Source organism: Burkholderia sp. MSMB1078WGS (assembly GCF_001528895.1).
In the GTDB taxonomy this organism is placed as follows: domain Bacteria; phylum Pseudomonadota; class Gammaproteobacteria; order Burkholderiales; family Burkholderiaceae; genus Burkholderia.
In genome coordinates this window covers 249,965-268,236 of the sequence record NZ_LPDI01000102.1, presented here as the reverse complement: position 1 = coordinate 268,236, position 18,272 = coordinate 249,965, and the positions used below count along the sequence as shown (strand labels likewise).

The following is an 18,272-nucleotide window of genomic DNA, read 5'->3' as shown; positions in this document are numbered from 1 at the left end:
CTCAGGCGTCGCCGGCCTGTCCGGTCTGCCGTTGCAGGTCTTCCATCAATTGTTCCGCGAGGAAGTCGCACGGTGGCCGTTTCGACTTGGTGCTGCGCGCGAGGATCAGCTCGAGCGGCGGCAGGTCGGGCAACCCGTGCGAGCGGCCGAGCATCGACAGTTGCGCGGGAATCGCGCAGCGCGCGAGCGGCGCGACCGCGAGGCCGGCTTCGACCATGCTGAGCAGGCCGAGCAGGCTCGGGCTTTCATACGACGTGCGGTACGGCACTTTCGCGCGTTCGAGGCTGCGGATCGCGTTCTCGCGCGCGACGCTGCCCGGCATGAACACCGCGATCGGCAACGGCCGTTCCTCCCAGACGCGCGGCCCGTTCGTCATCGCCGCCCATGCCATCGGCTCGTGGCGGATGAAGTCGCCGGTGAGCCCCTTGATGCGCGTCCCGCATACGAGATCGACGGTGCCCTCCTTGATCAGCGGCGCAAGCGCGCTGCTCGGCAGCCCCATCACCTGGATCTCGACCTTCGGATAGGTCGCGGAGAATTTCTTCAGCACCGACGGCAGCAGCGACGAGGCATAGTCGTCCGGCACGCCGATCACGACCTTGCCGGTCACCTCCGGCCGCACGACGGCCGCCCATGCCTCGTCGCGCAGCGCCAGCATTCGTCTGGCGAATCCCAACAGCACCTCGCCCTCGCGCGTCAGCACGATGCTGCGCGGCTTGCGCACGAACAGCGGCCGGCCGATTGCATCTTCCAGGCTCTTGATCTGCATGCTCACTGCCGACTGCGAGCGGTTCACGGCCTCGGCCGCGCGGGTCATGTTGCCGGTTTCCGCGACGGCGACGACGGTGGCCAGTACGTCGTGATCGAGCATCTTCATGGGTATCAGGAAAACTGAACGTAACGATCAGCATTATGCGTTTTTATTGTTGCTGCGTGTCTGCCATAGTGCCATCACGTTTGCGCATCGCCCGAGCGTGGCGCGGCGCTCGGGCCGGACGATCCGGCGTGCGGGACTGAACAGGAAAGCGTGGTGAATCGATGATGGACCATCCGTTGCGCGCCGCACTGGCCGCGGAATTGCATGCCCGGCCGTTCCTGCGGCTCGCCGAAGCGGTGTCGCTCACGCATTACGCGATCTATGCGGACGGCCAGCCCGACATCCACGAAACGCTGCTGCACGCGCTGTGCCGCGACACGGGCATCGACGCGCCGCATGAAGGCGCGACGCACTACGCGGTGCGCTCGCCGTGCGGCTGGCACCTGAAGTGGGAGCGCCATACCGAATTCTCGACCTTCACGTTCGTCGCGCCGCGTCGCGACACCGGCTATTTCGACGATGTCGCGATCGCCGGCATTCCGGCCGTGTGGTTCGCGCGGCTGGCCGGCATCCGCTTCGTCGCGGTGCGGATGGAACTGCTGTCGGGCGACGCCGCGCGGCTCGCGTGCGGCGATCTGCGGCGCTGGATCGACGGGCCTGTGCTCGTCGGCAGCCGCGTGCTCGGCGGCGGCAAGGTGTTCTGCGACTGGCACGTGCGCGACGACGGCTTCATGCGCTTTCTCGTCGTCGACGAGGATTTCCGCGAGGAGCAGGGCGGCCGGCTGTTGCAGCGTCTGTACGAAATCGAGACGTACCGGATGATGGCGCTGCTTGCGCTGCCGGTCGCGCGCCGGATGAGCCGCGAGCTCGACGAGATTCACGCGGCGCTGCATGCGTTGATGCAGCGGATGGACGCGAGCGGCGCCGACGGCGACGACGCGGCGCTGCTGGTCAAGCTCACGCATCTCGCGGTGCGGGTCGAATCGTTGTCGGGATCGGGGGCGCGCTTCAGCGCGTCGCGCGCATACGAAAAGCTCGTGCTGGCGCGCATCCACGAGCTGCGCGAAGAGCGTATCGAAGGAATGCCGACGATCGCCGAATTCATGGAACGGCGCTTCGCGCCGGCAATGGAAACGTGCCGCAGCGTATGGGCGCGCCACGAACAGATCGCCGCGCGGATCGCGCGTGCGGTCGACCTGCTGCGCACCCGCGTGAATCTCGCGCAGGAAAAGGACGTCACGCGGCTGCTGGCCGGCATGGAGCGCACCGCTCGCAATCAGCTTCATTTGCAGCACGCGGTCGAAGGGCTGTCGGTGGCCGCCATTTCGTACTACGTGCTGTCGCTCGCGACGGCGGCGTTCAAGGCGCTGCACGTGATGAACCTGCCGGTCGATCCGGAGCTGGCGGAAGGGCTGCTGATCGCGCCGGTCGTGTTCGCGGTGATCCACATCACGCGGCGCACGCGTGCGCAGCTTGCGCGGTCCGAGGCGGCGCATGGCGGGGAGCCCGTGCATGCGGTCGCGTTGAAGCGGGCCGGCTAGAACAGACGACATATCAAAGCAAAGGAGTGGAGATGACTTTCGTGCAAACGCAACACGCATGCTTCAGCGGTATCGATGCCTTCGACGAACCGGCCCAGGATGAAACCGGCGCACCGGAAGACGTGCGCGTGAGCTCGTATCAGGCCGTGCTGCAGGAGCCGACGACGTCGCTCGTCGGCGGGACGATCGATCGGCCGGAGGTCGCGGCGGTGGCGATCCTCGGGTACAACTGACGCGCGTTTCCTGCGCGTCGTATCGACGTAGCGCGGGCGTTGCGTTCGAGTGAAACGGTGTGGTCGTCCCGGCCTGACGACGGCGCTGGCGATGGCGTTCGCGGTGGCGTGAGTGCACGACGTCGCGCTATAGTCGTGCGATGCCCGCCGCGGGTGCCGCACGCCCGGCGATCCATTCACTCACGCGTTCGCCCGATGACACCCCATCCCGACGTCACCCTGCAATTGACCGATACCGGTCAACCGGCTGCCCGAGACTTCATCAGCCGCAAGCTCGGCGAATTCAACCATGCGATGACGGGGCGCGTCGATGCATCCGCGCTCGACATCTACGTGACCGACTCCGCGACCGGCGAGGTATTGGGCGGCCTCACCGGCCGGACATCGCTTGGCCTGTTCTTCATCGACCTGTTCTATCTGCCCGACTCGCTGCGCGGCGGCGGCTTCGGCAGCCGGCTGCTGCGCGAGGCGGAAGCGGAAGCGAAGCGGCGCGGTTGCGCGCGTGCGGTGCTGTACACGATCTCGTTCCAGGCGCCGGATTTCTACCGGAAGCACGGTTACGAGACGTTCGGCGAAGTGCCGTGCGAGCCGGAAGGCGCGGCGCGCGTGTTCATGGTCAAGGTGCTTTGAGCGGCAGCGGGCAGCCCGCCCGATCGCTATGCGACCCGGTACGCGCGCCGGCGACGGGGAGTACGGCGGTAGCCGAGCCCCACGCGGCGAGTTCGCGCTTCGTGCGCACGCCGAGCTTCGCGAATGCGCGCTTCACGTACGACTCGGCCGACGCGACGCGCACGCCGAGAATCCCGGCGGTTTCCGGCACGGTCTTGCCGGAGAGCAGGTGCTTGCAGGTTTCGTATTCGCGTTTCGACAGCTTCACGCCGTCGGCCGCGAGCCGCGCATCGAATTGCGCGAGCGGATGGACGTCGGGCGTCGCGTGCGCGATGCGCCGCGCGGCGGTGGTCGACGCATGCAGTTCGAGCAGCGGAAACAGCATGTCGCTGATGCTGCGGAAGCGGTTCATCTCGGCGAGCGTGAACGGCGGACGATCGCGGCCGCGCTCCAGTGCGATCGAATGCTGCGAATAACGCGTGCCGCGCGCGAGCACGCATTCATGCCCGATATGCACGTCGTCGAACAGCCGCTGGCGGAATTCGCCGGGCGGAATCGCCGCGATGTCGCGCACGACGAGCATCGTGCCCGTCTTGCCGCGCAGCCCCGCGAACAGCGGGTCGCTGTCGAGAAAGCGCTCGTAGTAGAGCGTCATCACGTCGGAGATGTCGGCGGACGCGGCGCCGATGCCGCTGCTGCCGATCCATTCGCAACGGTAGCCGGTGGGCATCGTGCCGTCGACGCGCGAACGTTCGACGTGCGCGACGTCGAGCGGCACGATATCGTTCAGCAGTTGCGTGAGGCGCGGCACGAAATGCGGCGTGCCGACCGTCTCGATCAGCTCGCCCAATGTCTTGAACGATACGTTGAAGCGATCGTCGTCGCGGTGGGAGGCGTTCACGTTGAGCAGCATGCGGTTACCGAGGGCCTGTTCCGCCCATGATGCACGTTCCGCCGATACGAAAAAAGTCTGTGTGGGGCCGGGCATCGGAACGGCCGCCCGCAAGCCCGTCGTTGGCGGGAGCAGGGCCTTGAAGCGGCTGGATTCTAGCGCTTGCCGCGACGGACGTCATCAGGGGGAAATACCGGCAGGCGTCTGCCGATCCGCTCGCCCCGTAAGACGTCGCGGGTCATTCCGAAGCGGGCATGCGGGAGCAGTGTAAGCGAGGAACCGTGCCCCTGCCGTTTTCAATCGAGCGACATACGGTTCCGACGACTGCCCCGAGCACGGACGACCTGCCGCCGCGCGCATGCATGGGCCAAGTCGAGACGCGCGACTTCGGAGGAGCGCAAGCGGCCGGCGGGCAACGTGCGGATCGTCGGCATCGATACCGATACATGCGCGTCGCCGACTGTGCAGTCGGCTATCCTCACGACCATCGCACGCGATGGGTTTCGGCGGTTGCAGCGCCGCACGGAAGCAGCGATCGAGCAGGGCGGCGCACATGCGCCGCCCTTGTGCGTTCATGCGTCGATGCGCTCCACCTTGCCGACGAGCAGCCCGTACGACAGGCTGCCCGCGAGCGCCATCGCGGCGATGTAGGTGATCGCGCGCGAGAAGTCAGCGCCGTCGACCAGCAGCCCGATCACGATCGGCGTCGCGATCGCGGACAGGTTGCCGATCAGGTTGAATACGCCGCCCGTGAGGCCGAGCAGCCGCGCGGGCGCGAGCCCCGACACGAGCGACCACGTGATCGACGCGAAGCCGTTGCCGAAAAAGGCGATCGTCATGAACGCGATCACCCAGCCGGTAGAGCTCACGTAGTTCGCGCCGATGATGCAGGTCGAGATCAGCAGCCCCGAGATGATCGGCAGCTTGCGCGCGAAGCCTTGCGAGGCGCCACGCCGCATCAGCCAGTCCGACAGCACGCCCGAGCAGAGCACGCCGACGAACGCGGCGAGGAACGGCAGCGACGCGAGGAAGCCCGACTTGATGAAGTCCATCCCGCGATACTTGACGAGATAGGTCGGAAACCACGTGAGGAAGAACCACAGCGTCGAATTCAGCGCGAACTGGCCGACGTAGATGCCCCACAGCTTGCGCCGGCCGAGCACGACGCCGAGGTCGCGCCACGTCGACGGCGTGCGTTCGCTGCGCGCCGCGACGCGGTCCTCGAGATCGACGAGCCCGCCGCCGTCGCGGATCAGCGCGATTTCGGCCGCATTGACGCCGCGAAACGCGCGCGGCTCGCGATACACCGCGTACCAGATCGCGGCCCACGCGATGCCGGCGAGGCCGGTCGCGACGAACACCATGTGCCAGCCGAGACGCGCTTGCAGCCATGCGAGCACCGGTGTGAGGAACGCGAGGCCGACGAATTGCCCCGACGTGTAGCCGCCGATCGCGCTTGCGCGCTCGCGGGTCGGGAACCACGTCGTCACCACGCGGTTGTTGATCGGGTAGGCCGGCGCTTCCAGCGCACCGACCGCGAGACGCAGCACGATCAGCCCGACGAACGAACCGGCGAAACCGAGCAGCAGCGTCGCGGCGGACCACAGCGCGAGCGCACCCGCATACAGTACGCGCGGCGATACCTTGTCGACGAGCCAACCGCCCGGAATCTGCATCAGCGCATAGGTCCAGCCGAACGCGGAGAACACGAGGCCCGCGCGGACCGGATCGATGTTCAGCGCCTTGAACAGCTCGGGCGCCGCGATCGACAGGTTGCTGCGGTCGAGATAGTTGGTCACGACGGTGACGAACAGCAGCGCGAGGATCAGCAGCCGCTTGCGGCTCGGCGGCGCGGTGGGAGCCGCGCCCACGGTTGCGCGGGCGGCGGATTCGGATGAGGCGCCGGTGTGCGCGGACGGCCGCGCGTTCGGGGTGGCATGGGTGCGTGACGCGGATTGGGCCACGGTCGTCTCCTGTGTTCTATGCGCCGGCCGGCGCTCGCGAACGAGGCGGCCGAATCGAATGGCGTTGGGGCGAACGTTAGAACCGTGGTGCGGCGTGCGTCAACATTTGGGCAGGCATCCCTATTAATGGGACGTTTGGCGCTCAATATGTGGGAACGGACGCCGACAGGCATGTGTCGGCGTCGTCACGAACGAGAGCGGCCAGGCGACCGTTCAGCCGCGCGTGCCGTCGTCGCGATAGCCGTTCTTGCCGACGAAGATTTCCTTCAACGCGGCGCGCAGCGTAACCGGATCGTATTGGCCTGGCGCGAGATGAATCACGTAACGCGTGTGGCCGTCGAGACGTGCGGCGATGCCCGGCTCGATCTCGACGTCGATCGTATCGTCCGTCAGCCGGACCGACAAATCCTTGACGCGCAGGTTCAACTGGTCGCGCACCATCACTTCGATCAGCGTGTCGTCCGGAAAGCGCGACAGCGCGAAGCAATAGTCCTGCTCCGCATCGTGGCAGTAGATGTTGGCGAAGCTTTCGTCGTCGTCGAGGTCGGACGTGGCCGCGCCGACGGTAGCGTGAAGTTCCATGAACGAAGTTCCTGCCGAAGGGTTAGGTATGAGTGCGAGCGTGCGTCGTCGTGTCGACCGCAGCCGCGCCGCCGGGCATCGCATCGGCGTGCGCGTTGCGCGCCTTCAGCCACAGCCCGAATTCGCGCATGACGTCGACCACCGGCCGCAGCCGGTCGCCGTCCGCGGTGAGATCGTACTCGACGCGCACCGGCACTTCCGGATAGACGGTCCGCCGCACGAGCCCCGCGTCTTCCAGCGCGCGCAGGTCGAGCGTCAGCATGCGCTGCGAGATGCCCGGCATGTTGCGCCGCAGGTCGCTGAAGCGGCGCGGCCCGTCGAGCAGATACGACACCAGCAGCAGCCGCCAGCGGCCGCCGAGCAGGCGCATCGCTTCTTCAACGGAACATCCTGTCGCACTCGTTTTCATCGTGCCGAATCCTGGTCGGTAAATTTTTTGTGACTACGGCACAAACGACTGCCGTCTTCCCGGCGCTGCGCCGATGCGAGATATTAGCGCCCGCGTCGCGGCGAATCGATACATGGACCACTCACCAAGGAACCGCATGAAGCTCTATCACGCTCCCGGCAGCTGTTCGCAGGCGATCTGCATCGTGCTGCGCGAAGGCGGATTCGACGCCGAGATCGTCAAGGTCGACGCGCGCAAGCATGTCGTCGAAGACGGCCGCAACTACTACGACGTGACCGAACTCGGCTACGTGCCGCTGCTCGAACTCGACGACGGCACGATGCTGCGCGAAGGGCCAGTGATCGCCCAGTATCTCGCCGACCAGCGCCCGGAAGCCGCGCTTGCGCCCGCTTACGGCACGCTCGCGCGCTACCGGCTGATGGAATGGCTCAACTTTCTCGCCACCGAGATCCACAAGGGCTTCATCCCGCTGCTGTATGCGGTGCAGGCGGGGAAGTACGTGGAGCCCGTGCGGCAGAAGCTCGACGGCCGCTTCGCATGGATCGACCGCCAGCTCGACTGCAGGACGTTCGTTACCGGCGACACGTTCACGGTCGCCGATGCGTACCTGTTCGCGCTGACCGGTTGGGGCAAGGCGGACTGGATGCGCTCGGTGTACCACGCGGATATCGACCTGAGCCGGCATGCGCATCTGCGCGCATGGTACGAGCGGATGCGCGAGCGGCCGGCCGTGCAGCAGGCGTTGCAGGCCGATGCACGGCCGAACGCGGCCTGACGCGTTCAGCGCGCCAGCGTCAACGCCAGATACCCGGCATAACCCGCGCCGTTCGCGAGCAACGCCCAGGTTGCAAGCCCGCGCGTGTGCGCGTTGACGCGCAACCAGGCCGCGGCCGCGAGCGTGATGATCACGCCGGTCAGCACTTCGGGGCGCGGCTCCCACGGCGTCAGCATGATGCCGATCGCCGGCAGCAGCGTGCCCTGGAACACCATCGCGCCGGTGATGTTGCCGAACGCGAGCGTGTCCTTCCCGCGGCGGATCCACAGCACGCTATTGACCTTCTCGGGCAGTTCCGTCGCGATCGGCACGATGATCAGCGACAGCAGCAGCGCCGACACGCCGAGCACGTGCGATACGCCTTCCACGCCGTGAATGAAGCCCTTCGCTCCGCCGACCAGCAGCGCGACGCCGATCAGCAGTTGCAGCACGATCGTCGCCAGGTTGGTCGGCAGGCCGACGCGCGACAGGAACATCGCGTGCGGCGCCTCGGTGCCGTGCCCGGCATCGACGAGCCCGGTCGACGCGCGGAACGTCATCGCGACGTACATCGCGTAGAGGCCGACCAGCATCGCGGCGAGCAGCGCGCGCACGGCCCAGTTGTGATGCGGAACGAACATCGCGACGGTTGCCAGCGAGAACGCGGCGAGGAAGGTGTTCATGTCGCGCACGAAGCCCGTGCGTTCGGGTGCGATCGTGCCGCGCAGCCCGCGCGAGCGGATCACGGCGAGCGTCATCAGGAACGTGGTGAGCGTCACCAGCATCAGCGGCGCGCCGAGAATCGCGCCGACGCCGATCTCCTCGTTCACGGCCTGGTTCGACGTGCCGCCGGCCAGCGCGAGCAGCGGCACCATCGTTTCGGGCAGCGCGGTGCCGACGGCCGCGAACAGCGAGCCGGTCACGCCTTCGGAAATCTTCAGGCGTTCGCCGAGATGTTCGAGCGCATTGGTGAAGACCTCGGCCGCGACGAGGATGACGACCAGCATGAACGCCAGTTCGACAAACATGAAGATCATGCGGCACCTCCGCAGGCAGCGGTGGCGTGAGGGAAGCGAACGGGGAGGAACATGGGGACTCCGTGGTCGGACGCTGACGAACCATGGCACATCCGCCGCCGTCCGACCAGGAACGACGCGATGTGCCGATGGTCTCGCCAAGCCGATCGGCCGAACGCGCCACGGCCGCAGGCCGAGTGTGTTGACGCGTTCGCTTTCCGGGGGACGGAAAGCAGGCTACTCCCCAAAGACGGAAAGCAGTCTAGCCGAGCGGTTTTCTTTCGACAAGCCTTCGTCTCGAAAAAGATACCCCTCCATCTTATAAGGGCTGCCTTTAGGAGATATACTCCCCTACCCTATACAGGAGCCATCGATGAGTCATACCGTTCGCGAAAAACAGAAGCTGCTGAACCGCGTGCGCCGTATCAAGGGACAGGTCGAAGCGATCGAGCGGGCGCTGGAAGACGAGCGCGGCTGCAACGACGTGCTGCAACTGATCACGAGCTGCCGCGGCGCGATGAACGGCCTGCTGGCCGTCGTGCTGGAAGACCACATCCGGTCGCATCTCGTCGATGCGGACACGCCCGACGCACACGAAGGCAGCGCGACCGAGCAGCTCATCGATGTCGTCCACAGCTATTTCAAGTAAGCGGATCGGAACATGAACGAATTCAAGAGCCCGGCGACCGGCGGCGTGCACAGTCACGCGTTTCTGGGCACCGCCCATGCGCAGAACGAGCGGAAGACGTGGATGGTCATCGGCCTGTGCTCGGCGATGATGATCGCCGAGATCGTCGGCGGCACGCTGTTCGGTTCGCTCGCGCTGGTCGCCGACGGGCTGCACATGTCGACGCACGCGGGCGCGATGCTGATCGCGGCGCTGGCCTATACCTATGCGCGCCGGTACGCCGACGATCCGCGCTTCGTGTTCGGCACCGGCAAGCTCGGCGACCTGGCCGGTTTCACGAGCGCGATCGTGCTGGCGATGATTGCGTTGCTGATCGGCTATGAGGCGATCGCGCGGCTGCTGGCGCCGGTGCCGATTCGCTTCGACGAAGCGATTCCGATCGCCGTGCTGGGGCTCGCCGTGAACCTCGCCAGCGTGTGGCTGCTGAGCGGCGATCACCATCACGGGCATCGTCATGGTCACGATCATCCGCACGACCACGACCACGACCACGACCACGACCACGACCACGACCACGACCACGACCATGACGACGCGCACCACGCGCATCATGGTCACGCTTCGCACCCGGCTGCGCATCGCGACCACAACATCCGGTCGGCCTACGTTCACGTGATCGCCGACGCGGCCGTGTCGGTGCTGGCGATCGTCGGCCTGCTGCTTGCGCGCGCGTTCGGATGGGTCTGGATGGACCCGCTTGCAGGCATCGTCGGCGCGCTGGTGATCGCCAACTGGGCGTACGGGCTGATACGCGATACGGGCGGTGTCCTGCTCGACGTCAACGTCGATCGCAAGCTGACGGACAACGTCCGCCGCGCGATCGAGGCGCTTGGCGACAAGGTCAACGATCTCCACGTGTGGCGCGTGGGCCCCGGGCACATGAGCGCGATCGTGTCGGTCGAATCGGGCGACGCCGCACGCGATGCACGTTTCTACCATGCGTTGGTCGCGCGCTTCGACGGCGTGTCGCACGTGACCGTCGAAGTGACGACGCCTGCGAAGGCGGCCTGATCGTGGCCGTGAAATCGCCGTGTATCGACCTGTGCGCATTCGACGGCCGCACGGGTTTTTGTGTCGGCTGCCTGCGCACGCGCGACGAGGCGCGCGACTGGAAGAAGCTGACCGACCATCGCCGCCACCAGATACTCAACGACCGTACGCGCCGGCAGGCGAAACTCCGGCGCGACGACGCGCAATAGCAAGGGCGCACGCACTGCCGAAGCCGGCAATCGGCGTCGCCGGCCTGCGGTAGTATCGCTGGCATCCAGTATCGGGATTCCTGAACCGGGAGCGACCCATGCAGACCGACTCGTCGACCGGCATTCTTCGCCAGATTCCGCGCAGCGTGTGGGTGCTCGGCTGTGTCAGCCTGCTGATGGACGTGTCGTCCGAAATCATCCACAGCCTGTTGCCGATGTTCCTGATGACGGGGCTTGGCGCGAGCGCGACGGCGATCGGCCTGATCGAGGGGATCGCCGAGGCGACGTCGCCGGTCGTCAAGGTGTTCTCCGGCACGCTGAGCGACTACCTGCGCAATCGCAAATGGCTCGCGGTAACCGGTTACGCGCTCGGCGCGCTCAGCAAGCCGCTGTTCGCGATCGCGCCGACGATCGGCGTCGTCGTGACCGCGCGGATCGTCGACCGCGTCGGCAAGGGGATTCGCGGCGCGCCGCGCGATGCGCTCGTCGCCGACGTCACGCCCGTTCACCTGCGCGGCGCCGCGTACGGGTTGCGCCAGTCGCTCGACACGGTGGGGGCGTTCCTCGGGCCGCTGCTGGCCGTCGTCATCATGCTGGCGTGGCGCGACGATTTCCGCTTCGCATTCTGGCTGGCCGTGATTCCCGGCGTGCTGGCCGTGGTGCTGCTCGCGTTCGGCATCGACGAGCCGGCGCATGCGCCGGGAGAGCGGCGCGTGAACCCGATCCGCCGCGAGGTCGTCGCTCGACTCGGCGCCCGCTACTGGTGGGTGGCGGCCGTCGGCGGCGTGTTCGCGCTGGCGCGTTTCAGCGAGGCGTTTCTGGTGCTGCGCGCGATGGGCAGCGGCGTGCCCGTCGCACTCGTGCCCCTCGTGATGGTCGCGATGAACGTCGTATACGCGTTGTCCGCTTACCCGTTCGGCAAGCTCGCCGATACGACGAGCCACACGAAACTGATGGTGGTCGGGCTCGTCCTGCTGATCGCCGCCGATATCGTGTTGGCACACGGCGCGTACTGGCCGACCGTGCTCGTCGGCGTCGCGCTATGGGGCCTCCACATGGGGATGACGCAAGGGCTGCTCGCGACGATGGTCGCGCATGCCGCGCCGGTCGAATTGAGAGGGACGGCGTTCGGCGTATTCAACCTGATCAGCGGCATCGTGACGCTCGTATCGAGCGTCGTCGCGGGTGTCCTGTGGGACCGGGTTGGCGCCGCTGCCACGTTCTACGCGGGCGCCGTGTTCAGCGCGGCGACCATCGTGCTGCTCGTGCGTGTTCGCACGTCGTTCGGCGCGGTGCAGGATCGTTAGCGCCGAACGCGGAGAGGCGCGGGCTAACCGTCCGTGCCGCGCGGAAAGTAGAGCGCGAACGTCGTGTGACCGTCGCGGCTCGCGACCTCCACCTTGCCGCGATGCAGTTCCATGATCGATTTCACGATCGCGAGCCCGAGCCCCGCGTTGCGCGCCGCGCCGTGCCGCGACGAATCGATCCGGTAGAAGCGTTCGAAGATCCGCTCGACCTGTTCGGGCGGAATCGCGGCGCCGCGATTCGTGACTTCGACGACCGCGTAACCGCCTTGTACGGACACGGCCAGCTCGATCGTCGACGCAGCTTCCGCGTGTTCGAGCGCATTCGACGCGAGGTTGCTCACCGCGCGCCGGAACAGCGTGGCGTCCGCGACGACCGGCGCTTCGCCATGCACGTCGATGCGCACGCCGGCCTCGTCGGCCAACGCCTGGAAGTACGACGCGAGCCGGCGCAGTTCGCCGCCCGCGTCGAGTTCGGCGGTCTTCAGGTGCTGCCGCGCATTGTCGGTACGGGCGAGAAACAGCATGTTCTCGATCATCCGCTGCAGCCGTTCGCATTCCTCGATGTTCGATTCGATCAGCGCTTCGTATTCGTCGGCGGTGCGGGCGCGCGATAGCGTGATCTGCGACGAGCTGATCACGTTCGCGAGCGGCGTGCGCATGTCGTGCGCGAGATCGGACGAGAATTGCGACAGTCGCACGAACGCGCGTTCGAGGCGGTCGAGCATCCGGTTCACCGACGTGGCGAGCTCGCGCAGTTCGACCGGGCCGCCGCGCGCGTCGAGGCGTGCGTTCAGGTTGTGCGCCTCGATGCGCGACGTCTGCCGGCCGAGGCTTTCGACCGGGCGCAGGCCGCGCGACGCGACCGCGTAGCCGAGTGCGCCGACCAGCAGCGCGCCGACGGCCGCCGCGAGCCAGATGTCGACGCGATAGCTTTCGAGTAGCGACTGGCGATCGGTTGCGGTGCGCGCGAGCGCGACCTGGATCGCTTCGCCGGACGGCAGCGTTTCGCGTGCATGCACGCAGCGCGACGTGCCGATGCCGGGCGGCGCGCACGTGAACGGGCTGCCGGCGCTGCCAGCCGGATGCGGCGCAGCGATCACCGACGCGAGCGTATTGCCGGCTTCGTCGGAATGCTCGACGAGCGGATGACGTTGCGCGTCGTAGATGCCGAGATAGACGCCCGGATGCGACAGCAGCACGTCATGGAACACGGCGGGATCGGCGCGCAGCGCGGCCGTCGAGCCGCTGGCGCGTGCGAGTTGCAGGAACTGGTTGAGCTTGGCGGCGATCTCGATGTCGTCGCGCCGCGTCAGTTCGGCAGACAGCGAACGATAGAGATACGCGCCGGTCAGTGCGAACACGAGCGCCGCGACGGCGGCGAACGCGAGCGTCAGGCGCCGCAGCAGCGAATACGGCGCGGGGCGCGCGGTCACGAACGATCCTCGAGCACGTAGCCCATGCCGCGAATCGTGTGGATCAGTTTCTTCTCGTACGCGTTGTCGACCTTCGCGCGCAGGCGCTTGATTGCCGCATCGACGACGTTCGTGTCGCTGTCGAAATTCATGTCCCAGATCTGCGACGTGATGAAGGTGCGCGTCAGCACCTCGCCTTCGCGTTCCGCGAGCAGTTGCAGTAGCGCGAATTCCTGCGCGGTCAGGTCGATGCGGGTGTCGGCGCGCCGTACGCGGCGCTTGAGCAGGTCGATCTCGAGATCGGCGACGTGCAGGACGTCGCGCACGTTGCGCGGCGCGCGGCGCAGCAGCGAGCGGATGCGCGCCAGGAATTCGGCATACGCGAACGGCTTGAGCAGGTAATCGTCGGCGCCGAGTTCGAGCCCGGCGACCTTGTCCTCGATCGCCTCGCGGGCCGTGAGCAGCAGCACGGGGGTCTGCTTCTGCGCGCGCAGCCGCCTGAGCACCTCGAAGCCGTCCAGCTCCGGCAGCATCACGTCGAGCACGACGAGGTCGAAATCCTCGTGCAAGGCGAGAAACAGCCCGTCCTTGCCGTTTTCCGCGACGTCGACCGTGTAGCTCGCCTCCGTCAACCCCTTCCGGAGGTATGACGCCATCTTGGGTTCGTCTTCGACTATCAGTATCCGCATGGTCGGGCAGGCTGTCCGTGATTCCAGCCGGTCAGTGTAACGCCGGAGCGTACGGCATCGCGCGTGCGCGAAGGATGACCGGCGGATGACGGAATTGTCATGAAAAGCCGGTCATGTTTCGGCCATGCCGTCGTCACCGTGGCGGCGATAAGCTGCGGTCGTCTTGTCCCCGGCGCGCGCCGTCACGGCGCCGCGACGGCCCGAACGATCGCTGTCTGCCCGATTTCGCTCCATGTCGTACTGGCGCACCTTCCTCGTCGTCGTATTGCTCGCGCTGAGCCTGCCGATCCAGTCGTTCGCGGCCGTTTCGATGCCGTGCTCGGGCGCCGCTGCGCGGCATGGGGACAACGCGTCGTACGCGATGCCGGCCGCGCAGGACGGTCATCGCGATCGCGACGACCACGCGCGGCACGCGCCGTCGTGTGCCGCGTGCGTGTCCTGCTGCTTCGGCACGAGCATGTCGGGGGCGCTCGCGGTGCCCGCCCCGGCGAGCGTCGGCGTCACGATCGTCGCGCCGCCGCCTTCGGCCGGGGGCGTGTCTTTCCTGACCGGCGGCATCGACCGGCCGCCGCGCCGGATGCCCGCCTAGTCCCTGCCCGCGGCCGACGCGCCGCGATCCGCCATGTGCACCGGGCGCCGTATCGGGCGCGCCGGACGACTTACGACGAGACATGTTCATGCGATTGATCATTGCGGCGCTATTGGGCGCGGCGACCCTCGTGCCGACGCTCGCGCCCGCGCAAACCCCGTTGCCCGATCCGGCGGACGCCGCCGCGTCGGTGCCGGACGTCACCGTGACGTCCGCGTTCGACGGCTACCGGCCGTATCGGGACGACGCAGGCCCGGGCTGGCAGCAACTGAACCGGGACGTGACGGAGCGGCCCGCGAAAGCACGCACGACCGGCGGCGCGGCCGGCAACGGCGCCGCCCATTCGACGCACGGAGGGGCCGCGCGATGACGACGTTCGCGATATCGCCGAGGATCGGTGTGGCCGCAGTCGCGCTGGCGTTCCTCGCGGGCTGCACGACGTTTTCGAAGGACGGCGGGTTCGACGCCGTGTCGTCCGCCGCATCGGAACGCATCGGCAAGGACGCGGTGGTGGTCAGGACCGACGCCGACCGCGAAGCCGTCGACCGGCGGACGAAGGAACTGCTCGACAAGCCGCTGTCGATCGACGACGCGGTGCAGGTCGCGCTGCTGAACAACCGCGGCTTGCAGGCGTCGTACGCGGAGCTTGGGCTGTCGGAGGCCGATCTCGTCCAGGCGGGCCGGCTGCCGAATCCGCGCTTCGCATTCAGCCGCACGCGTGCCGGCGACGGCGAGCTCACGCTCGGCCGCACGTTCTCGGCGAACGTGTTCGCGCTGCTGACGATGCCGCTTGCAACGAAGATCGAGCGCCGTCGTTTCGAGCAGACCAAGCTGGAAACGGCCGATGCGATGCTGAAGGTCGCGGCCGAGGCGCGCCGCGCGTATGTCGAGGCCGTCGCCGCCGAGCAGGCCGCGAACTATGCGCAGCAGGTGCGCGACGCCGCGAGCGCGGCCGCCGAACTGGCGTTGCGCATGCGGCAGGCCGGCAACTTCAGCCGGCTCGACTACGCCCGCGAACAGGCGTTTCATGCCGATGCGGTCGCGCAGCACGCGAAGGCGCGCCAGCGGGCCGTCGCCGCACGCGAGAAGCTCACGCGTGCGATGGGGCTGTGGGGCGAACGCGCGCGGTACGCGCTGCCCGAGCGCTTGCCGGATGTGCCGAAGGCGCGCCCGGACCTGCACGATCTCGAACGTTTCGCGATGAGCAACCGCCTCGACATCCAGGCGGCGAAGCTGCAGACGCAGGGTGTCGCGTCGTCGCTCGGCCTGAGCAAGGCCACGCGCTTCGTCAATGCGGTCGAGCTCGGCTACGTGAACGACTACGAAACCGGCAAGGGCCACGAGCACGGCTACGAGATCGGCGTCGAGATTCCGCTGTTCGACTGGGGCGGCGCCAAGGTCGCGCGCGCCGAGGCCATCTACATGCAGTCGGCGAATCGGCTCGCGAAAACGGCCATCGATGCGCGCTCCGAAGTACGCGAATCGTACGCGGCGTACGTGACGAGCTACGACGTCGCGACGCACTATCGCGACGAAGTCGTGCCGCTGCGCAAGACGATCTCCGACGAACTGCTGCTGCGCTACAACGGGATGCTCGCGAGCGTATTCGAGCTGCTGGCCGATGCGCGCGAACAGGTCGGCGCGGTCAACGGCTACATCGACGCGCTGAAGGACTACTGGCTCGCCGAAACCGATCTGCAGATGGCCGTCGGCGGCCGGTTGCCGTCGCCGGGCGCGACGCATTCCGCCCATTCGGCATCTGAATCCACCCCAGCCGCCGACGCTGCGCCGCAGCCGGCATCCACGCCCGCGGCACCGTCGGCGCCCGCGACGCAACCGTATCCGGAAGGTCATTGACATGGTGTCCCGTCGACAATTTCTCAGCGGCTCGGGCGCCGCGCTGCTCGGTGCGGCGATGGTCGGCAAGGCCGGCGCCGCATCGCTGCCCGAAGCGCCGACGATGGCGAAGACCGGCACGCAGCCGCCGCTCGTGCCGCCCAACGGCCGCCCGTATACGCCCGTCGCGACGCTGAACGGCTGGTCGCTGCCGTGGCGGATGAAGAACGGCTGGAAGGAATTCCACCTGACGGCCGAGCCCGTCGTGCGCGAGATGGCGCCCGGCATGAACGCGAACCTGTGGGGTTACAACGGGCAGTCGCCGGGCCCGACGATCGAGGCGGTCGAAGGCGACAAGGTCCGCATCTTCGTGACCAACCGGCTGCCCGAGCACACGACGATCCACTGGCACGGGCTGCGGCTGCCGAACGGGATGGACGGCGTGGGCGGCCTGACGCAGCCGCATATCCCGCCCGGCAAGACCTTCGTCTACGAGTTCCAGCTCGAAGCGCACGGCACGTTCATGTATCACCCGCACGCCGACGAGATGGTGCAGATGGCAATGGGGATGATGGGCATGTTCATCGTGCATCCGAAGGACCGCGGCACGATGCCGGTCGATCGCGATTTCGTGTTCCTGCTCGCCGCGTACGACATCGATCCGGGCAGCTACACGCCACGCGTGAACGAGATGACCGACTTCAACATGTGGACCTTCAACTCGCGCGTGTTCCCGGGCATCGATCCGCTGCCGGTGCGCGCCGGCGACCGCGTGCGGATTCGTTTCGGCAACCTGACGATGACGAATCACCCGATCCACCTGCACGGCTACAGCTTCGAGGTCGCGGGCACCGACGGCGGCTGGATTCCGCCGGCCGCGCGCTGGCCGGAAGTGACGGCCGATGTCGCGGTGGGCCAGATGCGCGCGATCGAGTTCACCGCCGATCGCCCGGGCGACTGGGCGTTCCATTGCCACAAGTCGCACCACACGATGAATGCGATGGGCCACCAGGTGCCGAACCTGATCGGCGTACCGCAGAAGGATCTCGCGAAGCGGATCGGCAAGCTCGTGCCCGACTACATGGCGATGGGCAGCACGGGCGGCGCGATGGGCGGCATGGAGATGCCGCTGCCCGACAACACGCTGCCGATGATGACCGGCACGGGCCCGTTCGGGCCGCTGGAAATGGGCGGCATGTTCACGGTGCTCAAGGTGCGGCACGGGCTCGGCCGCAACGACTATCGCGATCCGGGCTGGTTCCGGCATCCGAAGGGCACCGTCGCATACGAATACACCGGCGAAATGCCGGACGGTTGAAGCAGCACGCGGCGGCCGCGCCGATGCGGCCGCCGGTTTCCATTCACTCACACGGGAGTCGACACGATGAAGAAGGGACTGGTTTTGATGGCGACGGGTTGCGCGCTGGCGTTCTCCGCTGCGTCGTACGCCGCCGGCGACATGGCCGGCATGGACATGAGCGACGGCGCGAAGCAGGGCGTTGCGGCGGCGTCGCGCATGTCGCACGGCGAGATCCGCAAGGTCGACACGGCGGCCGGCAAGCTGACGATCAAGCACGGCCCGCTGGAGAACCTCGGGATGGACGCGATGACGATGGTATTCAAGGTGAAGGACCCGGCGATGCTGTCGCAAGTGAAGGCGGGCGATACGATCGACTTCGTCGCCGAGGACGTGGACGGCGCGCTGACCGTCGTCGAACTGAAGAAGCCGTGACGC

Annotated in this window: 21 protein-coding genes and 1 riboswitch; of the genes, 13 read left to right on the top strand and 8 right to left on the bottom strand. The window is 67.3% G+C overall.

The features are described from left to right. Window position 1 precedes the first annotated feature (1 nt). Window positions 2-877: a LysR family transcriptional regulator gene (locus WT24_RS28840; RefSeq protein ID WP_034205597.1), complete on the bottom strand. Its 876-nt coding sequence runs from the start codon at window positions 875-877 to the stop codon at window positions 2-4. 161 nt (window positions 878-1,038) lie between these two features. On the opposite strand from WT24_RS28840, the gene WT24_RS28835 reads away from it, so the two are divergent. From WT24_RS28835 to WT24_RS28825, 3 genes are all read left to right on the top strand, one after another. Beyond that, window positions 1,039-2,358 carry a DUF3422 family protein gene (locus tag WT24_RS28835; RefSeq protein ID WP_060036619.1) on the top strand — a complete coding sequence of 440 codons (1,320 nt, stop codon included), beginning with the start codon at window positions 1,039-1,041 and terminating at the stop codon, window positions 2,356-2,358. A 32-nt stretch (window positions 2,359-2,390) separates the two neighbouring features. Beyond that, entirely contained in the window at window positions 2,391-2,591 is a 201-nt protein-coding gene (locus WT24_RS28830; protein WP_059501798.1) for a hypothetical protein, read from the top strand. Window positions 2,592-2,786: 195 nt separating this feature from the next. Further along, the gene (locus WT24_RS28825; protein WP_060036617.1) at window positions 2,787-3,221 is read left to right on the top strand and encodes a GNAT family N-acetyltransferase; all 435 of its coding nucleotides are present in this window, start codon (window positions 2,787-2,789) and stop codon (window positions 3,219-3,221) included. Here the strand turns inward: WT24_RS28825 and WT24_RS28820 are convergent. The 4 genes from WT24_RS28820 to WT24_RS28805 form a co-directional block, all read right to left on the bottom strand. After that, a complete protein-coding gene (locus tag WT24_RS28820) occupies window positions 3,208-4,113 on the bottom strand; it encodes a helix-turn-helix transcriptional regulator (RefSeq protein ID WP_059794990.1) in 906 nt (301 codons plus the stop codon). The two genes, WT24_RS28825 and WT24_RS28820, sit on opposite strands and share 14 nt — an antisense overlap. Window positions 4,114-4,664: 551 nt before the next feature. After that, the gene (locus WT24_RS28815) at window positions 4,665-6,056 is read right to left on the bottom strand and encodes an MFS transporter (RefSeq protein ID WP_060036615.1); all 1,392 of its coding nucleotides are present in this window, start codon (window positions 6,054-6,056) and stop codon (window positions 4,665-4,667) included. A gap of 213 nt (window positions 6,057-6,269) precedes the next feature. Further along, a complete protein-coding gene (locus WT24_RS28810) occupies window positions 6,270-6,638 on the bottom strand; it encodes a hypothetical protein (protein ID WP_059505583.1) in 369 nt (122 codons plus the stop codon). A gap of 22 nt (window positions 6,639-6,660) precedes the next feature. Continuing rightward, the gene (locus WT24_RS28805; RefSeq protein WP_060036613.1) at window positions 6,661-7,047 is read right to left on the bottom strand and encodes a helix-turn-helix domain-containing protein; all 387 of its coding nucleotides are present in this window, start codon (window positions 7,045-7,047) and stop codon (window positions 6,661-6,663) included. 136 nt (window positions 7,048-7,183) lie between these two features. Here WT24_RS28805 and gstA point away from each other — a divergent pair, with 136 nt between their 5' ends. Further along, on the top strand, window positions 7,184-7,822 hold the full coding sequence (gene gstA, locus WT24_RS28800; RefSeq protein WP_060036611.1) for a glutathione transferase GstA: 639 nt from the start codon (window positions 7,184-7,186) through the stop codon (window positions 7,820-7,822). A 5-nt stretch (window positions 7,823-7,827) separates the two neighbouring features. Here gstA and WT24_RS28795 read toward each other — a convergent pair whose 3' ends face one another. Further along, window positions 7,828-8,838, bottom strand: a complete 1,011-nt coding sequence (locus tag WT24_RS28795) for a sodium:calcium antiporter (RefSeq protein ID WP_060036609.1) — start codon at window positions 8,836-8,838, stop codon at window positions 7,828-7,830. A gap of 100 nt (window positions 8,839-8,938) precedes the next feature. Continuing rightward, window positions 8,939-9,075, bottom strand: a riboswitch (yybP-ykoY riboswitch). Between the two features lie 115 nt (window positions 9,076-9,190). On the opposite strand from WT24_RS28795, the gene WT24_RS28790 reads away from it, so the two are divergent. From WT24_RS28790 to WT24_RS28775, 4 genes are all read left to right on the top strand, one after another. Further along, window positions 9,191-9,466: a metal/formaldehyde-sensitive transcriptional repressor gene (locus WT24_RS28790; protein ID WP_012338822.1), complete on the top strand. Its 276-nt coding sequence runs from the start codon at window positions 9,191-9,193 to the stop codon at window positions 9,464-9,466. Window positions 9,467-9,478: 12 nt separating this feature from the next. Beyond that, on the top strand, window positions 9,479-10,516 hold the full coding sequence (gene dmeF, locus WT24_RS28785; protein WP_060036607.1) for a CDF family Co(II)/Ni(II) efflux transporter DmeF: 1,038 nt from the start codon (window positions 9,479-9,481) through the stop codon (window positions 10,514-10,516). 2 nt (window positions 10,517-10,518) lie between these two features. After that, window positions 10,519-10,704 (top strand): DUF1289 domain-containing protein, encoded by a 186-nt coding sequence (locus WT24_RS28780; RefSeq protein WP_027782197.1) that lies wholly within the window; start codon window positions 10,519-10,521, stop codon window positions 10,702-10,704. A 98-nt stretch (window positions 10,705-10,802) separates the two neighbouring features. After that, on the top strand, window positions 10,803-12,011 hold the full coding sequence (locus WT24_RS28775; RefSeq protein WP_060036605.1) for an MFS transporter: 1,209 nt from the start codon (window positions 10,803-10,805) through the stop codon (window positions 12,009-12,011). Between the two features lie 23 nt (window positions 12,012-12,034). Here WT24_RS28775 and WT24_RS28770 read toward each other — a convergent pair whose 3' ends face one another. Then, window positions 12,035-13,444, bottom strand: a complete 1,410-nt coding sequence (locus WT24_RS28770) for a heavy metal sensor histidine kinase (RefSeq protein WP_060036603.1) — start codon at window positions 13,442-13,444, stop codon at window positions 12,035-12,037. Further along, a complete protein-coding gene (locus WT24_RS28765; RefSeq protein ID WP_059505561.1) occupies window positions 13,441-14,112 on the bottom strand; it encodes a heavy metal response regulator transcription factor in 672 nt (223 codons plus the stop codon). The genes WT24_RS28770 and WT24_RS28765 overlap by 4 nt, the downstream gene beginning before the upstream one ends. 232 nt (window positions 14,113-14,344) lie before the next feature. Between WT24_RS28765 and WT24_RS28760 the strand changes: the two genes are divergently transcribed. The 5 genes from WT24_RS28760 to WT24_RS28740 all read left to right on the top strand — a co-directional run bounded on the left by WT24_RS28760 (window position 14,345) and on the right by WT24_RS28740 (window position 18,269). After that, window positions 14,345-14,701 (top strand): hypothetical protein, encoded by a 357-nt coding sequence (locus WT24_RS28760; protein WP_060036602.1) that lies wholly within the window; start codon window positions 14,345-14,347, stop codon window positions 14,699-14,701. Between the two features lie 88 nt (window positions 14,702-14,789). Beyond that, the gene (locus tag WT24_RS28755) at window positions 14,790-15,071 is read left to right on the top strand and encodes a hypothetical protein (protein WP_060036674.1); all 282 of its coding nucleotides are present in this window, start codon (window positions 14,790-14,792) and stop codon (window positions 15,069-15,071) included. Then, entirely contained in the window at window positions 15,068-16,558 is a 1,491-nt protein-coding gene (locus WT24_RS28750) for a TolC family protein (protein WP_060036600.1), read from the top strand. Before WT24_RS28755 ends, WT24_RS28750 begins: the two co-directional genes overlap by 4 nt. A 1-nt stretch (window position 16,559) precedes the next feature. Next, a complete protein-coding gene (locus WT24_RS28745) occupies window positions 16,560-17,855 on the top strand; it encodes a copper oxidase (protein ID WP_060036598.1) in 1,296 nt (431 codons plus the stop codon). A 66-nt stretch (window positions 17,856-17,921) separates the two neighbouring features. Beyond that, window positions 17,922-18,269 (top strand): copper-binding protein, encoded by a 348-nt coding sequence (locus WT24_RS28740; protein WP_060036596.1) that lies wholly within the window; start codon window positions 17,922-17,924, stop codon window positions 18,267-18,269. The last annotated feature ends 3 nt before the right edge of the window (window positions 18,270-18,272 follow it).

Bases quoted from the DNA above. Each gene is read 5' to 3' on its own strand.
- WT24_RS28840 (WP_034205597.1), bottom strand. From the start codon at position 877: ATGAAGATGCTCGATCACGACGTACTGGCCACCGTCGTCGCCGTCGCG.
- WT24_RS28835 (WP_060036619.1), top strand. From the start codon at position 1,039: ATGATGGACCATCCGTTGCGCGCCGCACTGGCCGCGGAATTGCATGCC.
- WT24_RS28830 (WP_059501798.1), top strand. From the start codon at position 2,391: ATGACTTTCGTGCAAACGCAACACGCATGCTTCAGCGGTATCGATGCC.
- WT24_RS28825 (WP_060036617.1), top strand. From the start codon at position 2,787: ATGACACCCCATCCCGACGTCACCCTGCAATTGACCGATACCGGTCAA.
- WT24_RS28820 (WP_059794990.1), bottom strand. From the start codon at position 4,113: ATGCTGCTCAACGTGAACGCCTCCCACCGCGACGACGATCGCTTCAAC.
- WT24_RS28810 (WP_059505583.1), bottom strand. From the start codon at position 6,638: ATGGAACTTCACGCTACCGTCGGCGCGGCCACGTCCGACCTCGACGAC.
- WT24_RS28805 (WP_060036613.1), bottom strand. From the start codon at position 7,047: ATGAAAACGAGTGCGACAGGATGTTCCGTTGAAGAAGCGATGCGCCTG.
- gstA (WP_060036611.1), top strand. From the start codon at position 7,184: ATGAAGCTCTATCACGCTCCCGGCAGCTGTTCGCAGGCGATCTGCATC.
- WT24_RS28795 (WP_060036609.1), bottom strand. From the start codon at position 8,838: ATGATCTTCATGTTTGTCGAACTGGCGTTCATGCTGGTCGTCATCCTC.
- WT24_RS28790 (WP_012338822.1), top strand. From the start codon at position 9,191: ATGAGTCATACCGTTCGCGAAAAACAGAAGCTGCTGAACCGCGTGCGC.
- dmeF (WP_060036607.1), top strand. From the start codon at position 9,479: ATGAACGAATTCAAGAGCCCGGCGACCGGCGGCGTGCACAGTCACGCG.
- WT24_RS28775 (WP_060036605.1), top strand. From the start codon at position 10,803: ATGCAGACCGACTCGTCGACCGGCATTCTTCGCCAGATTCCGCGCAGC.
- WT24_RS28765 (WP_059505561.1), bottom strand. From the start codon at position 14,112: ATGCGGATACTGATAGTCGAAGACGAACCCAAGATGGCGTCATACCTC.
- WT24_RS28760 (WP_060036602.1), top strand. From the start codon at position 14,345: ATGTCGTACTGGCGCACCTTCCTCGTCGTCGTATTGCTCGCGCTGAGC.
- WT24_RS28755 (WP_060036674.1), top strand. From the start codon at position 14,790: ATGCGATTGATCATTGCGGCGCTATTGGGCGCGGCGACCCTCGTGCCG.
- WT24_RS28750 (WP_060036600.1), top strand. From the start codon at position 15,068: ATGACGACGTTCGCGATATCGCCGAGGATCGGTGTGGCCGCAGTCGCG.
- WT24_RS28745 (WP_060036598.1), top strand. From the start codon at position 16,560: ATGGTGTCCCGTCGACAATTTCTCAGCGGCTCGGGCGCCGCGCTGCTC.
- WT24_RS28740 (WP_060036596.1), top strand. From the start codon at position 17,922: ATGAAGAAGGGACTGGTTTTGATGGCGACGGGTTGCGCGCTGGCGTTC.